At 68.3% G+C, this 15,176-nt stretch carries 15 protein-coding genes; 11 read left to right on the top strand and 4 right to left on the bottom strand.

Annotation, left to right across the window (positions count from 1 at the left end; translation table 11 throughout):
- On the bottom strand, positions 1–534 hold a 534-nt coding region (locus tag HYU53_19325), incomplete at its 3' end, for an isoaspartyl peptidase/L-asparaginase (protein ID MBI2223347.1).
- A 65-nt stretch (positions 535–599) separates the two neighbouring features.
- Between HYU53_19325 and HYU53_19320 the strand changes: the two genes are divergently transcribed.
- The 4 genes from HYU53_19320 to HYU53_19305 all read left to right on the top strand — a co-directional run bounded on the left by HYU53_19320 (position 600) and on the right by HYU53_19305 (position 4,835).
- The gene (locus HYU53_19320) at positions 600–1,544 is read left to right on the top strand and encodes a threonine/serine dehydratase (GenBank protein ID MBI2223346.1); all 945 of its coding nucleotides are present in this window, start codon (positions 600–602) and stop codon (positions 1,542–1,544) included.
- A gap of 38 nt (positions 1,545–1,582) precedes the next feature.
- Positions 1,583–3,700: an alpha-glucan family phosphorylase gene (gene glgP, locus HYU53_19315; GenBank protein ID MBI2223345.1), complete on the top strand. Its 2,118-nt coding sequence runs from the start codon at positions 1,583–1,585 to the stop codon at positions 3,698–3,700.
- 123 nt (positions 3,701–3,823) lie between these two features.
- Positions 3,824–4,282: a hypothetical protein gene (locus tag HYU53_19310; protein MBI2223344.1), complete on the top strand. Its 459-nt coding sequence runs from the start codon at positions 3,824–3,826 to the stop codon at positions 4,280–4,282.
- 79 nt (positions 4,283–4,361) lie between these two features.
- Positions 4,362–4,835 carry a hypothetical protein gene (locus HYU53_19305; GenBank protein MBI2223343.1) on the top strand — a complete coding sequence of 158 codons (474 nt, stop codon included), beginning with the start codon at positions 4,362–4,364 and terminating at the stop codon, positions 4,833–4,835.
- Here the strand turns inward: HYU53_19305 and HYU53_19300 are convergent.
- The 3 genes from HYU53_19300 to HYU53_19290 are packed head-to-tail and all read right to left on the bottom strand — an operon-like array spanning position 4,804 to position 7,689.
- On the bottom strand, positions 4,804–5,214 hold the full coding sequence (locus HYU53_19300) for a DUF4870 domain-containing protein (GenBank protein ID MBI2223342.1): 411 nt from the start codon (positions 5,212–5,214) through the stop codon (positions 4,804–4,806). The genes HYU53_19305 and HYU53_19300 overlap by 32 nt on opposite strands.
- Positions 5,195–5,626: a protease complex subunit PrcB family protein gene (locus HYU53_19295; protein MBI2223341.1), complete on the bottom strand. Its 432-nt coding sequence runs from the start codon at positions 5,624–5,626 to the stop codon at positions 5,195–5,197. The genes HYU53_19300 and HYU53_19295 overlap by 20 nt, the downstream gene beginning before the upstream one ends.
- Entirely contained in the window at positions 5,623–7,689 is a 2,067-nt protein-coding gene (locus HYU53_19290) for a VWA domain-containing protein (protein MBI2223340.1), read from the bottom strand. The genes HYU53_19295 and HYU53_19290 overlap by 4 nt, the downstream gene beginning before the upstream one ends.
- Positions 7,690–7,856: 167 nt before the next feature.
- On the opposite strand from HYU53_19290, the gene HYU53_19285 reads away from it, so the two are divergent.
- From HYU53_19285 to HYU53_19255, 7 genes are all read left to right on the top strand, one after another.
- Positions 7,857–9,038, top strand: coding sequence for an aminopeptidase P family protein (locus HYU53_19285; GenBank protein MBI2223339.1), 1,182 nt, complete (start codon positions 7,857–7,859; stop codon positions 9,036–9,038).
- Between the two features lie 30 nt (positions 9,039–9,068).
- The gene (locus HYU53_19280) at positions 9,069–10,619 is read left to right on the top strand and encodes a Do family serine endopeptidase (GenBank protein MBI2223338.1); all 1,551 of its coding nucleotides are present in this window, start codon (positions 9,069–9,071) and stop codon (positions 10,617–10,619) included.
- Between the two features lie 125 nt (positions 10,620–10,744).
- Entirely contained in the window at positions 10,745–11,797 is a 1,053-nt protein-coding gene (locus HYU53_19275) for an SAM-dependent methyltransferase (protein ID MBI2223337.1), read from the top strand.
- Complete coding sequence (locus HYU53_19270) at positions 11,767–12,582, top strand: hypothetical protein (GenBank protein MBI2223336.1); 816 nt, start codon at positions 11,767–11,769, stop codon at positions 12,580–12,582. Before HYU53_19275 ends, HYU53_19270 begins: the two co-directional genes overlap by 31 nt.
- Positions 12,583–12,614: 32 nt before the next feature.
- Positions 12,615–13,175, top strand: coding sequence for a class IV adenylate cyclase (locus tag HYU53_19265; GenBank protein MBI2223335.1), 561 nt, complete (start codon positions 12,615–12,617; stop codon positions 13,173–13,175).
- A gap of 8 nt (positions 13,176–13,183) precedes the next feature.
- Positions 13,184–14,137: an NTP transferase domain-containing protein gene (locus HYU53_19260; GenBank protein ID MBI2223334.1), complete on the top strand. Its 954-nt coding sequence runs from the start codon at positions 13,184–13,186 to the stop codon at positions 14,135–14,137.
- Positions 14,138–14,222: 85 nt separating this feature from the next.
- Positions 14,223–15,176, top strand: a 954-nt coding sequence (locus HYU53_19255; GenBank protein ID MBI2223333.1) for a phosphotransferase, incomplete at its 3' end; no start/stop codon positions are given.

Genomic DNA, 15,176 nt, shown 5'->3' with positions numbered 1-15,176 from the left:
GGTGTTCAGATCGTCTGCGATCGTGAAGCCGAGCCGGCGCGCGAACTCCTGCGCGCCGCGGCCGACGATCAGGTGATGGTCGGTCTGATCCATCACCGCCCTGGCGACGAGCGACGGGGTCCGCACGCCTTCGAGCGCTCCCACGCCGCCCGCGCGCTTCTTCGGCCCGTGCATGCAGCACGAGTCGAGCTGCACGATCCCGTTCGCGTTCGGCAGGCCGCCGTACCCTACGCTGTCGTCGAGCGGATCGAGCTCGACGAGGTTGACGCCGCCGATGAGCGCGTCGAGCACGTCCTCGCCCTTCACGATCCGGGAGAACGCGTGCTCGACGCACGTGAGGTCGCCGCCGTTCTTGAACCGATGGCCGTTCGCCGATGCCACGACCACCGGCCTGACTGACTTGGGCGTCATCGCCATCGGCGCCTGGCCCCCGCTCGGAGTCGGGCGCGACTGCGCCGCCGACGCCGGCGTCGCTGCGGCAAGACCGGCCGCCGCAGTCGTCATGACGAACTGCCGTCGATTGATTTTTTTCATGCCGGATGCTCCTTGCGGTGCGCGTAGTCTACCGCACGTCGTGATAGCATGGATGGCCTGTGCTCGTGACGAGACGCATCTCGCTCGACACGGTGCGAGAAGCCGCGAACCACGTGTACCGGGCCGCCCTGCGCACGCCTCTCGTCCGTGTCGACGCGCCGGGCTCCTCCGAGCTTTATCTGAAGCTCGAAACGCTTCAACCGATCGGCTCATTCAAAATCCGCGGCGCGTACAACGCCGTGCGCCAGCTCTCTCAAGCTGAACTGGCGCAGGGCGTCTGGACCGTCAGCGCGGGCAACGCCGCGCAAGGAGTCGCGCTCGCCGCGCGCCTCGTCGGCGCGCGCTGCTCGGTGCTCGTCATGGACACCGCGCCGCAGGCGAAGCTCGAGGCGATCGCGCGGCTCGGCGCCACGATCGTGCAGGCGCCGTACGACGAATGCTGGCGCGCGGTGGAGGAACATGCCTCGGAGCGCATGCACGGGCACTTCGTCCACCCGTTCGACGACGATGCGTTTATCAGCGGCAACGGAACGCTGGCGCTCGAGATCCTCGAGGACGTGCCCGACGTGGACAGAGTCATCGCGCCGCTCGGCGGCGGCGGATTGCTCGCGGGTATCGGCTGCGTGACGCGCGCCAGGAAGCCCGGCGTGAAGGTCATGGCCGCCGAGCCGGAGACCGCCGCCCCGCTCGCCGCGTCGATCGCGGCAGGACGCCCGGGGTACTTTCCGGGCTGGCGCGCGTCATTCGTCGACGGGGCCGGCGGCCGGTCCGTTCTTCCGTCGATGTGGCCGCTGCTGCAGGCCTGGACCGACGGCTCGATCGTCGTCCCGCTCGACGAAGTGCGGGGGGCGATGCGCTTTGCCGCCGAGCGCGCGCGGGTCATCGCCGAAGGGGCCGCCAGCTGCGCGGTGGCCGCAGCGTTGCGAACGCCGGAGCCCGGCAAGACCGTCGCCGTCGTCTCGGGCGGTAACATCGACCTTTCAAAGTTCTCGGAGCTGGTGAGCGCGTGACCGATTCTGCCTTCAATCCTGCATCCGGACTGCCGCCGATGCCCGAGCGGATCTTGCGGCTTCCCGAGCTGGCGTACGACCTCTGGTGGAGCTGGAACTATCAGGCACGCGAGGTGTTCCGGCAGCTCGACTACCCGCTCTGGCGCCAGACGGCGCACAACCCGGTGCTCATGCTCCGTCAGATCCAGCCGGAACTGCTCGAGAGGGCCGTCGCGCGCGCCCCGTGGCTCGCGCTGTACGACGCGGCGCTGGCCGCCCTCGACAACGCGGGCGCCGCGCGCGATACGTGGTGGCGCTCGCAGTTCAGCGACGCGCCCAACCGCCCGGTGGCGTACTTCTCCGCCGAGTTCGCGCTGCACCAGTCGCTGCCGATTTACGCCGGCGGCCTGGGCGTGCTGGCGGGGGACCACTGCAAGGAGTCGAGCGACCTCGGGATCCCGCTCGTCGGCATCGGGTTCATGTATCCGCAGGGCTACTTCCACCAGCGCGTGTCCGCGGAAGGCTGGCAGCAGGAAGTCTACGAGCGGCTGAACTGGGCCAATGCGCCGATCGAGCCGGCGTTCATGCCCGACGGCACGCCGTGCGTCATCGCCGTGCCGCTCGGCACCCGCACGGTGCTCGCCTCGGTCTGGCAGGTGCGCCTGGGACGCGTCACGCTGTACCTGCTGGACACCGATCTCGAGGAGAACGCGCCCTGGGACCGCGAGCTGTCCGCGCGGCTGTACGGCGGCGACCGCGAGACGCGCATCCAGCAGGAGATCATCCTCGGCATCGGCGGCGTGCGCGTGCTCCGCGCGATGGGCGCGGACCCCGGCGTCTGGCATCTCAACGAAGGGCACGCCGCCTTCGTCGTCCTGCAGCGCATCCGGGAGCTGATCGAAAAGGGCCAGTCGTTCGACGATGCCCTCGAGGAAGTGCGCCGCACGACCGTCTTCACCACGCACACGCCGGTGGCCGCGGGGCACGACGCGTTCCCCTTCCACCTGGTCGAGACGCATCTGGCCGGCTGCTGGGGCACGCTCGGCGACTATCGGGACCGCTTCCTCGCGCTCGGACACTACGACAGCGGCAGCGGCCCGGTCTTCAACATGACGGCGCTGGCCATGCGCAGCGCCAGCAAGATCAACGCGGTGAGCCAGCTGCACCGCGAGGTCACGCGCGAGATGTGGTCGCCGCTCTGGCCCGGCACTCCGATCGATCAGCTTCCGATCGAGCACGTGACCAACGGCGTGCACACCGCCACCTGGGTGTCGTCGGAGCTGGCGAAGCTGTTCGAGAAGTATCTCGCCGAGGACTGGCGCGAGCGCCACGACGACGCCGCGATGTGGGATCGCGTGGCGGAGATCCCGGACGAGGAACTCTGGAGCGTGCGCCAGGCGCTGCGCCAGTTCCTGTTCGCGTTCATCCGCGAGCGGGCGCGCAACCGCTGGGGCAATCTGGGCGTGAGCGCCGGCCAGGTCGTCGCGGCCGGAACGCTGCTGGATCCCAACGCGCTCACGATCGGCTTCGCGCGCCGCTTCACGGGGTACAAGCGGCCGGATCTCATCTTCCGGGACAGCGACCGCCTGGCGCGGATCCTCAACGCGACGCGGCGCCCCGTCCAGATCGTGTTCGCCGGCAAGGCGCATCCCGCCGACGATGACGGGAAGCACAACCTGCAGCGCGTGTACCGCCGCGCGCTCGACCCGGCGTTCGGCGGGCGCATCGCATTCGTCGACGACTACGACCTGCACGTGGCGCACTTCCTCGTGCAGGGTTGCGACGTGTGGCTGAACAATCCGCGCAAGCCGCTCGAGGCGAGCGGCACCAGCGGAATGAAGGCCGCCATCAACGGCGTGCCGCATCTCAGCATCGGCGACGGATGGTGGGCGGAAGGCGCAACCGGCTCGAACGGATGGACGATCGACGGCGGCGTGATTGGCGACGCCGGCCAGGTGGACGGCGCGGACGCCAACGCGCTCTACCGCCTGCTCGAGGAGCAGATCGTGCCGATCTTCTACGATCGCGACGAGCGCGGCGTCCCGGCGCGCTGGCTCCGGATCGTGCGCGAGGCCATTCGCACCGTCGGGCCGCGCTTCAGCGCGCGCCGGATGGTGAAGGAATACGCGCGGAAGATGTACGCCCCCGCGCTCTCGGCATCGACGGTCAGGACGTAGGGCGGTTGCGGCGCTTCGCGCAACGGCAGGTGCGCCGGCCGACGGCGCTGGCAAATCCCGCCACCTCCCCCGATCGCCAGACCGCCAAATCCCCAGATCACCAAATTCAAGTATCATCATCCGATGTCACGAAAGTCCGTCGCGCAGTCGAGATGCGCGCTGTGCGGCGCCAAGGAGGTGTCCGAGCCGCGCGGCGAGGAACGCTACTGCCGCGACTGCTGGGACAAGAAGCTCGCGGTCGAGGAAATCGTCGCACGCGAGTTCGCGCTGAAGCGATACATCCGCGCGCACAGCGCGGAGAAGTACCTGATCTATCACTCCACCCTGAAACGCCCCTGCGGACAGCTCATCGTCGTCGATGACGGGTACGACCTGTTCCTGACCCTCGTCCTCTATCCGTCGTTCGCGTGGGAGGAGCAGGCCTACCACCTCGATGGCGACCCGGAGGCGCGCACCTTCGGCGAGATCCTCGTCGACGTGGTGGCCGCCGAAGTCATAGAGCCCTGGGGCGGGGGCAAGTGGCACCTGGAGATCTTCCGCGCGTCGACGCCGGATCCGGAGGAGTGGAACGGCGAAATCTGAAATGTGGATCGTGGAAAATCGGCCCGATCTATACTAGGGCGTTCACATCCTAAAGCCGTTTCTCTCGCGGAGGCCCCCAATGTCTCGTTCCGCGCTGACCGTCCTCGCCGCGGTTCTTTCTCTGCTCGTCAGCTCGTCCGTAGTTGCACAGCCGAAGCCAGCCACGCCCGCATCGGCGGCCCCCGCCCAGGCGGCGCCGGCAGCCAAGGCCCGGTGGGTTCCGCCGGTCCGGGGCACGGCGACAATCGGCATGCTGAAGCCGGTCACGAAGATTGAAAAGGGCGAGAAGGGTCCGGAAGTCGTCACCCGCTTCAAGATCAAGAACCTCTCGACCGGATCGATCGCGCTGCTCCGTATCGACGAGTACTGGTATGACAAACAAGGGCAGATGCTGCCGGGCGCCAGCGAGCGCATCCGGAAGCCGATCCTGCCCGGTGAGGTCATCGACGTCGTGCTGAGGGTGCCGAAGAACGACCGGTTCTTCCAGAATCAGTACAAGTTCTCGCACGCCAACGGCGAGATCAAAGTCGAGGCGCTGAAGAAGATCGACTAGCGGCCAACCGATCGGCAAGGCCCGCGGCGAGCGGAATTCTCCACGGCTCGCCGCGGAACACCCGCACCAGGCAGGCGATCCACACCCCGACTCCCGCCGCCCAGATCCCCATCGCAAGCCACAGCATCGTCACGAAACCAGCGGCGCTGACCGACAGGATGGCGAATGCCAGGCCGTACACCAACGCACCGAGGAGCCACATGGCGCCCAGCACGGTCAGCGACTGCGCCGCGTGGAAGCGGACGAACCGATCGCGGCGCTCGACGATGAGCATCAGGCCGCCGCTGACCCACCAGGCGAGATAGCCCAGCATGGCGGCCGTACGCGGCTGCAGCCCGGTGGTGCTGCCACGCTTCCCGTCAGCGGCCGGCCGCGTCAATGGGCTCAAACCTGACGCGCTCTTCGAGGCGCGGCACCGACACGATGTGAAAGGGCGAGGTGAGGATCTGCGCGGTCATCTCTTCCGGCCCGGGCCGGGTCTCGCGATAGCGGACGAGGGCGCCGGAGTCGTGGGTCACCTCCACGATGTCGACCCTGAAGCCGGCCGACGGGCGCGTGCCGAGGAAGACCGCGAGGACGGTGTGCGTCTCGAACCTCACGGCCGGCGCCGCACGCCCCGGCGCGTGTTCTCTCCAGAGCGCCTCCCATTCCTGGGCGCTGCGAACGACCGCTTCCCGGCGCCGCTCGACGCCGCTCAACGTGCCCTGCGCGATCGTGTGTATCTCGAGAGGAGTGGAAGCCATCGCGGTCACGGCAACAAGAACGCCGGAGAGCAGGTGTATCACAGTCACATCGCGCCGCGGATCCGGAACGGGATGTCCTGGCGGACCGCCGGGTTTCCGCTGAGCCGCGAGCGGGCTTCCACTGTGAGGACGTACGCGCCGGGCGCGAGGTCTTTCAGCGGGATGTCCACCCGGTAGCCGAACCCGCCACGCCCTCCCTGCAGCTCCTCGGTGCCGCGCTCCTCGGTTTGCGAGAACACCTGTCGCCCCCCGTCGGCCTTCACCGAAGCGGTGATGTCCACCCTGTGCGGAACCTTGCCCTGGGTGTCGTACACCTCCGCGAACACCGCCAGCGTGTCTGCCGCGACGAAATCGCGCAGCGAGGTGGGCGGTCCCGGGAGGACGTCCTTGAGGTCGGCATCCGGCGCCGCCGTCGGCCGGGCCGATGCCGCGCGCGAGGTGAGCACGACGCCGCTCATCGAGAGCGGGCTCCTGTAGAAGTCCGGCACGTCGAGCTCGTACGAGATCGTGCCGAGCGCGCCGCCGTTCTGCTCGCGCGCGCCGATGCGCAGCGTGTACGGCCCGGGCGCGAGCGCCATCCGCTGCGTCATCCGAAGCCCCCGGGCGACGACCGCGCCGTGTGTCTGCGGCGAGAGATTGAGCTGCAGGGTGGCCGCCGGGATGCCGTGCACGTTCCCCTTGCGATCGATGGCCACCGCCGTCACCTCGATCGCGTTGTGCATGGTGCCGTTCCGGGACGTGAACGGCAGGTCGCGTCCCGCGACTTCCATCGTGACGAGCACCGACGCGTTCGGCGCGACTCCTTTGAATGGAGCGGCCGCGACCACCATCGGCAACCCGGAGGCGGGGACCGGGCTGGCAAGGGCATCGGCCAGGTCCTGGCTGATGCCGGTCGCTTTCGCGGGCGACCGGCCGTCCCGCCCGCGCGCCGCGACGTAGCCCCTTCGCGCGCGCACGCCCAGCCCCGGGCGCTTGAGCCGCACCTCCAGCTTCCGGTACCGGCCGTCGCGGCGCTCGTTCGACGAGTAGTAGCCGAGCAGATAGTAGGTGCTGTTGTCGCGCTGGATGCGGTCGAAGCCGTTGCGGAAGTCGTTGGCGTTCAGCACCGCGAACCCGCCGGTCTGCTCCGAGAGGCTGCGCAGGCTGTCCTGCGACAGCCGCACTTCGTCCTGCAACCCGCGCATATCCAGCCGCAGCGACGGGTCGTCGGCATAGCCGTCCAGCTCGATGCCCTCCTCGCCGCTCGTGGTCAGCCCGCGGGGATCGACCGAGTAGATGGTCACGTTCGATCGCGTGGCCGCGGCAATCGCGTCCTGCAGGTCGTCGCGGATCGCCGACGCGTCCTGGTTCTCGAAAGGATTGGTGATGTCGTAATCGATCCCCTCGCCGACGAGCACGATCGCTTTCCGGCGCCCGTGGATGTTCGACATCCACGTGGCGGCGTTGGCCAGGGTGTCGAGCATGTTGCGCGCCTTCGCCGCGCGCTCGAAGGCGAGCGGGTCCCGGAGGGGATCGGTGGCGGCCCGCGAGCCGCGGCGGATGTTGTACTCGTCAAGCTTCTCGAGCGTTGCCGAGCGGGGCTTCTGGCCCATGAAGTGGTCAACGGCGCGAAGCAGCCGGGCCTTGTTGCCCGTGAACTCCTGGCTTGCGTCGGTGCGGCCGCTGGTGCTGACGACAGCGGCGAGGTCGTTCGCGCCGAGATAGCGCTCGATGAACTGCCGCGCGGCCACCTTCACGCGCGTCGAGCGGAGCGGCGCCGTGTGCAGATCGTCCAGGACGATCAGGTAGATGCGGCCGTTGAACTCGCGCTCGTTCGACCGCACGTCCGACACGACGTCGGGCGCCAGCAGCGGCGCCTCCGCCCGCTCGATCGGCAGGTCCACGACCGCAAACGCCGTGATCTGCTGCGGTTTGCCGTCCTCGAGGATCACGAAGTCATCGCGCGTGAGGTCGCGCACGAAGTTGCCCTGCGCGTCGGTCACCACCGCATCCACTTCCACGTAATTGACTTCGACGCGGAAGCGCGGCTGCGCCGGGGGCGCCGGCGCCTGTGCGGACAGCAACGTCGCGGCGCCGGCGGCGAGAACACAGGCGGTGAGGATGCTCTTCATGGGTAAAAGGAACGTTCAGTCTACCCCTTTATGACGCCGATCGGCCGCAGGTGGGCGACGCGGCCGCGCCGGCCAAAACTTTCTCCGTCGCACGCGCGTCAAACCCTAACAGAGCGCGCGGCAGGAGGCCACAAGGGCCCGTCCAGCCCGCTGTTATACTCGTGGGCGTGGCACTCGATATTTCCGCGATCCAGCGGGCGTTGAAGGCCGAGCAGCTCGACGCCTGGCTCTTGTACGATTTCCAGGGCTCGAACCCGATTGCCTCGAGCCTGACGGGGCTCGCCAACTCCGGGAAGATGACCACGAGGCGGTGGTACTACCTGATTCCGGCGGCCGGCGAGCCGCGCGGCCTCGTGCATGCGATCGAGCGGCACAACCTGGACGCGCTGCCCGGGGCGAAAACCGCCTACTCGGGGCGCGCGCAGCTGGAGAGCGGGCTGAAGCAGCTGCTGTCGGGCACGCGGCGGGTCGCGATGGAGTACTCGCCGAACTGCGCGATTCCCTACATTTCCCGCGTCGACGCCGGGACGCTCGAAGCCGTGCGCCAGGCGGGGGCCGAGGTCGTCTCGTCGGGCGATCTGGTGCAGATGTTCGACGCCGTCTGGTCGCCGCGCGCGCTGCAGACGCACCAGATCGCGTCCGAGAAGCTGTACCGAATCAAGGACCGCGCCTTTGAGCTGGTCAGTGGCGAAGTGCAGGCGGGCCGCCCGCTCAACGAGTACGACGTCCAGCGGCAGATGATCGGCTGGTTCGAGGAGGAAGGACTCATCAGCGATTCCACGCCGAACGTCAGCGCGCAGGAGAACGCCGGCAACCCGCATTACCATCCGTCGGCGACGGTGTACCGGACGATCAATGCGGACGAGATCCTTTTATTGGATTTGTGGGGAAAGCTGAAGGAGCCTGGCGCGGTCTTTGCGGACATTACGTGGGTCGCATTCACGGGCAGCCGGGTGCCTGATGAGTATGGGCGGGCGTTCGCTGCCGCGCGCGACGGCCGCGACGCCGCCGTCGCGCTCGTCCAGGACGCGGCGCGCAACGGCCGTACGCTCCGCGGCTGGGAAGTGGATCGCGCCTGCCGGGACGTGATCGACAGGTCGGGGCTGGGCCGCTTCTTCGTGCACCGCACCGGCCACAGCCTTGGGCAGACGGTGCACGGCAACGGCGTGCACATGGACGACTACGAAACACACGACGAGCGGCGGCTGATTCCCGGCACCGGGTTCACAATCGAGCCGGGCGTCTACACCGACACGTTCGGCGTCAGGACGGAAATCAACATGTACGTGGGCGAGCGCGACGCGACGGTGACCGGTCCGGCGCAGCGCGATATCATCCCGCTCGCCTAGCGAGGAAGCCAGCAGGGGGAACGATCAGCCATGTCAACCCGAAAGACCACGCTCTTCTATGCGGTCCTCATCGCCGTGGCATCGATTGCCGTCGGGATGGTGATCGCGTCACGGCTCGAGATGTCTCCGGCCTCGTCGGCACAGACCGTGTCGATGCCGGCCGCCAACAGCGCGCCGTTGAACGGCCCGATTGACGCGGCGACGTTCCGCAACATCGCCAAAGCCCAGACCCCCGTGGTGGTGAACATCCGGACCGAGCAGCGCCGGCGCACGCGGCAGCTCACCGAGTTCTTCGGCGGCCAGCCGGGCGACGACCTGTTCGACCGTTTCTTCGGCCGGCAGCGCCCGCGCGGTGACAGCACCGAGGAGCCCGACCAGATCATGGAGGGGGCGGGCAGCGGGTTCATCATCGACAGGGCCGGCTTCATCCTCACGAACAACCACGTCGTGGAGGGGGCGTCGAGAATCAGCGTCTCCCTGTTCGGCGCCGGCCGCTCCGAGGAGTACGAGGCCAAGGTGATCGGCCGCGACCCGCTGACCGACAGCGCGCTCATCCAGATGACGCAGCTGCCGAAAGCGCCGCTCCAGGAGGCGCGTTTTGGCGACTCCGACCAGCTGCAGCCGGGCGACTGGGTCATGGCGATCGGCAACCCCTTCAACCTGCACCACACGATTTCAGTCGGGGTCATCAGCGCGCTCGGGCGCGGCGTGGGCGGGTACGCGGGGCGCGAGCAGGACATGCTCCAGACCGACGCCGCCATCAATCCCGGCAACTCCGGCGGGCCGCTGCTGAACATCCGCGGCGAGGTCGTCGGCGTGAACACCGCGATCTACACCGACCAGCGCTCGGCGAACATCGGCATCGGCTTCGCGATGCCGATCAACACGATCCGCGAGTTGCTCCCGCAGCTGCGCGCGGGCAAGGTGGTCCGCGGCCGCATCGGCGTCCAGGTGCAGCGCGACGAGCTCACCGAGCGCGCGGCGAAGGGGCTGGGGCTGCCCGGCGCCTCCGGCGCGGTGATTTCCAGCGTCAACGAGGGAGGGCCGGCGGACAAGGCGGGGGTGCGCCCGGGCGACGTCATCACCGAGTACAACGGCAAGCCCGTGAAGGACAGCGACGACCTGGTGCGCATGGTCGTCAGCACCAAGCCGGGCACGACCGTGCCGCTCAAGGTGTACCGGGGCAGGCAGCCGCGCTCGCTCAACGTCACCGTCGAGGAACTGAACATCGACGAGGAGATGGGTGTTCGCGGCGGCCGGTCAGACGACGAGAGCGGGCCGCAGGAGCGGCTGGAGACCGGCCTCGGCCTGGAGCTGACGCCGCTGACGCCGGAGCTGGCGCGCCGCCTGCGGGCGCCGGACGGCGAAGGGGGCGCGGTGGTGACGCGCGTGCAGCGCAACAGCGCGGCGGCCCGCGCCGGCGTGCTGCCGCAGGACGTGCTCCTCGAGATCAACCAGCAGCCGGTCTCGAGCATGAACGACGTCCGCCGCGAGCTGCAGCGGATCCAGTCCGGCGACTCGGTGTTCCTGCTCGTCTGGCGCCAGGGGCAGGAAGTGTTTGTTTCGATGACGAAGCCGTAGCGTAAGAAGTCAGAAGGCACGAGACAGAAGGCACGAGAAAAGCCTCCTGCCTCGTGCCTCGTGCCTGTTGCCCTCTGACTCCACTCCACGCCCTCATCGTCAGTTCCATTCGCGCGCACGGCCCGATGACCGTCGCGGCGTTCATGGAACTCGCGCTTTACCATCCGCAGCACGGCTACTACACCTCCCGCGCGCAACGCTCCGGGCGGAGCGGCGATTTCTACACGAGCGTTGACACCGGCGCGTTCTTCGGCGAGCTGCTGGCCGTGCAGATCGCGGAGCTGGCGCGCACCTTCGGCGACGCCTTCGACCTCGTCGAAGCCGCCGCGGGAAACGGCCGCTTGATGCGCGACGTGCTGGATGCCCTTCAGCGCGACGCGCCCGAGGTCTGGGCGCGCGCGCGTCTGCACCTCGTGGAGCGCAGCGGCCACGCCCGCGCAGCCCACGCGCAGACGCTCGGAGCGCACGCGTCACGCATGGAGACGAGCGGCGCCGATCTTCCGCCCTCGATCGCCGGCGTCGTCTTCGCCAACGAGCTGCTGGACGCGCTGCCCGTTCATGTCGTCGTCATGCGCGGATCCGAGGCGCGGGAAATCATGATCGGGGAGGCGAACGGGACCCTCGTTGAACTCGAGGCGCCTCCGTCCACCGAACGGCTGCGGCAGGAGGTCGACGCGGGGCCGCCGATCCCCGGTGACGTGCGCGTGGAGATCAGCCTGGCCGCGCTCGACTGGATTCGCGAGGCCTCGCGCCGCCTCGCGCGCGGGTACCTCCTGCTGCTCGACTACGGCGACGAGGCACGCGCGCTGCGCTCGGCGTCTCGGCCCGACGGCACGCTGCGGGCCTTTGCGGCGCACCGCGTGTCCCCCCGCTGGCTGGAATCGCCCGGAGAGCAGGACCTGACGGCACACGTGGATTTCAGCGCGTGCGCGCGGGCCGCGGCTGGCGAGGGGATGACCCTGCTGGGGCGCGTCGATCAGTCGAGGTTTCTCCTCGGCCTCGGCGCCGTCGAGCGCCTGCAGCGGGCCGAGGCCGCCCTGTCGGCGCGCGCGGCGCTGCGGCTGCGCCTGGCGCTCAAGACACTGCTGGTGCCGGGGGGCATGGGCTCCACGCACCAGGCCATGCTTTTCGGCAAGAATGTAGGTCCATGGCACGGTATGGTCTTTTCGGCGCGCTGATTATCGCCGTTTCCGAGGTCGGCATGCTCCTGCGTGTCGAGCCGTTCTGGTCCTGGCACACGCCGACGGCGTGGACCGGCTACATCCTCCTTGTCGATGCGTGGGTCTTGAAGCGTCGTGGCCACTCGTGGCTGCACGACGCGCGCGCCGAGTTCGCGTTCCTCGCGGCCGCGTCCGTCCCCCTCTGGCTCGTGTTCGAGTGGTACAACACGTTCTTCATCAACAACTGGCACTACATCAACCTGCCGCAGAACCCCGCGCTGCGGTACTTCGGCTACGCCTGGTCGTTCGCGACGATCTGGCCGGCCATTTTCGAAACCGGCGATCTCGTCGCGAGTTTCCGGCGCGGCGAGGTCGCCACGTCAAGGCCGAAAGCGTCGGGCGTTTCTGGCCTCTGGCCTCTGGCCTCTGGCCTTGCCGGGGCGGCGCTCCTGGCGTGGCCCGTCGTGGCGCCGTCGCCGTACCTGGCGGCGCCCGTGTGGCTCGGGTTCATTTTCCTGCTCGATCCGATCAACCGGCGGCTCGGGGCCGAAGCGATCACCCCGGATCGCGCGGTGAACCTCGGCCTCGCCGGCCTCATCTGCGGCGTTGTCTGGGAGTTCTGGAATTACTGGGCCAGGGCGAAGTGGCTGTACGACGTGCCCGTCCTTCCAGAGCTGAAGATTTTCGAGATGCCTCTGCCGGGGTATGGCGGGTTCCCGCCCTTCGCGCTCGAGTGCTTCACGATGTATGTCACGGTCCGGCTGGTTTTCTGGCGTGGAGCGGCCCGGCCCATCTCTGTATAATCCCCGGCGGGGTTTCCCCGGGAGGTGCGTTGATGGCGACGACCATGACGCTCGAGCGCGAGGTCAAGCTCCGCTTTGATTCTGCGGAGAGCGCCCGCGACGCAATCCTGCAGGCCGGGGCCACGTCCGTGCACGGGCGCCGCCTCCAGGAAGATTTCCTGCTCGATACCGAAGACGAAACCCTCCGCCGCCGGCGGTGCGTGCTGCGGGTGCGGCTCGAGAACGGCATGAGCCGGCTGACGTTCAAAGGGCCGGTGCAGCCATCCCTCATGAAAGTGCGCGAGGAGATCGAGACCGTCGTCGGAGACGGCGAGGTGCTCCTCCAGACGTTTGCCGAGCTCGGCCTGCACGTCTGGTTCCGGTATCAGAAATACCGGGAGGAGTTTGCCTGCGTCGATGTCATCGCATCGGTGGACGAAACGCCTGTCGGCGTCTTCGTCGAGCTCGAGGGCAGCGAGCACGGCATCGAGAGCCTCGCGACCGCGCTCGGCCGCGGCCCGGCCGACTACATTCTCGATTCGTATCGCGGTCTCTTCTTGAAATTCCGTGACGAGCACGGGATCGTGGGCAGCGACATGGTGTTCGAGCCGTAGCGCCGGGCATGATCGGCGTTCCCGCCCTGGTCCTGACGGCAGGTCTCGGCACCCGCCTTCGTCCCCTCAGCCTGATTCGCGCGAAGGGCGCGCTGCCAGTCGCCGGCGTTCCGCTCGCCTCACGTGTCATTCGCTGGCTCGCCGGGCACGGCATCCACGACGTCGTCCTGAACCTGCACCACCATCCCGAAACGATTACGCGCGAGGTGGGCGACGGCCGCGATCTCGGCGCCCGCGTGCGGTACTCGTGGGAGAACCCCGTGCTGGGCTCGGCGGGCGGCCCCAGGCACGCGTTGCCCCTGCTCGACGCGCCGCGGTTCGTGATCGCCAACGGCGACACGCTGACTGACGTGGACCTTCCCGCGCTGATCAGCGCGCACGATCGCTCCGGCGCGATGGTCACGATGGCACTGATCCCCAACCCGCGTCCGGATCGATACGGAGGCGTGCTGCTCGATGGTACCGTCGTGAGCGGCTTCACGCCGCGGAGGACGGGACAAGAGAACTACCATTTCATCGGCGTGCAGGTCGTGGAGGCCGCAGTTTTCACGGGCCTCGCGGATCACGAGCCGGCCGAAACGGTGAGCGATCTCTACCCGAGGCTGATGCGCGCGCAGCCCGGGTCGGTGCGTGCGTTCGTCTCTGGTGCCGGTTTCGAGGACATCGGCACGCCCGCGGATTATTTCGAAACCTCGCACGCGGTGGCGGCGCGAGAAGGGCTGGCGGCGATGCCGCCGGGACGCCGAACCTCAATCGACGGCACCGCCCGGCTGACCCGCTCGATCGTGTGGGATGACGTCGTGATCGAAGGGGGCGCGGAATTGAACGAGTGCATCGTCGTTGACGGCGTCCGCGTGCCGCCGCGCATCAAGCTGGACCGTAGCATCGTTCTGCCCGCGTCGGCGGAATTACTGGGCGCCGACGGAGAACGACGCGATAATCTCCTGATTGTGGCCTTCTGAACTGAGTTCGGCCGCAAGTCAGACCCTGTCAGAGCCGCAAGACGAGTCAGCTGGGGGTTTCAACAGGCCACCCGTGAGGACAATCTTGCCGACAAGCGAACGACGGCAGCCGGAGAATGCGACCGCGCGTGACCGCGTGCAGGAATATCTCGATCGGAGCGCGTTCGCCGGCCGCGGCGTTCGCGTGGTGCCGCTCACCGGCGACGCGTCAGACCGCCGGTATTTCCGCCTGCTCGTGCCGGACCAGCCGTCGCGGGTCCTGTCGCTCTATCCCGGGCCGTTCGAGTACCGGTCGATGCCGTTCGTCAACGTGGCGAACCTGCTCGCGGAAATGCCCGTGCCGATCCCCGCGATCCTCGATCACGCCGACGATCTGGGGGTGCTCATCCTGCAGGACCTCGGAGACGTGACGCTCCAGGCGCACCTCGGCGCGGCGCCGCCTGCGGATCATGCCGCTCTGTACCGCCAGGCCGTCGCGCTCATCGACGTGCTGCAGCGGCGGGGCGCCGAGCTCACCTCGGACGCGTACGTGCCGTACCGCGTGGCGTTTGACGTCGAGAAGCTCACGTGGGAGCTCGATTTCTTCATCAAGCACTTTCTCGAGGCGTACCGCGGCGTCGTCCTCGACGACGCGACGCGCGGGGCGCTCCGGGCCGAGCTGGGAACGATCGTGCAGGCACTGGCCGCGGAGCCGCGCGTGCTGTGCCATCGCGATTACCACTCGCGCAACCTGATGCTTCACGAGTCGGAGCTGTACATCATCGACTTCCAGGATGCGCGCATGGGGCCCGACACCTACGATCTGGTGTCCCTGGTGCGCGACTCCTACATGGACCTGACGGAGCAGACGGTTGAGGATCTGATCGCCTACTTCCTCGCGCTGAAAGGCCTGGCCGGGCAGGAGCGCGAGTTCCGCGAGCGCTTCGACGTGATGGCGCTGCAGCGAAACCTGAAGGCGCTCGGCACGTTTGGCTACATGACGATCGCACGGCGCAATCCCGTCTACATCCAGTACATCCCCCGCACGCTGCGCTACGTG

It is taken from the genome of Acidobacteriota bacterium, assembly GCA_016184105.1.
Classification (GTDB): domain Bacteria; phylum Acidobacteriota; class Vicinamibacteria; order Vicinamibacterales; family 2-12-FULL-66-21; genus JACPDI01.
The sequence above is the reverse complement of the archived record's forward strand: the minus strand, read 5'-3'. Positions and strand labels throughout refer to the sequence as shown.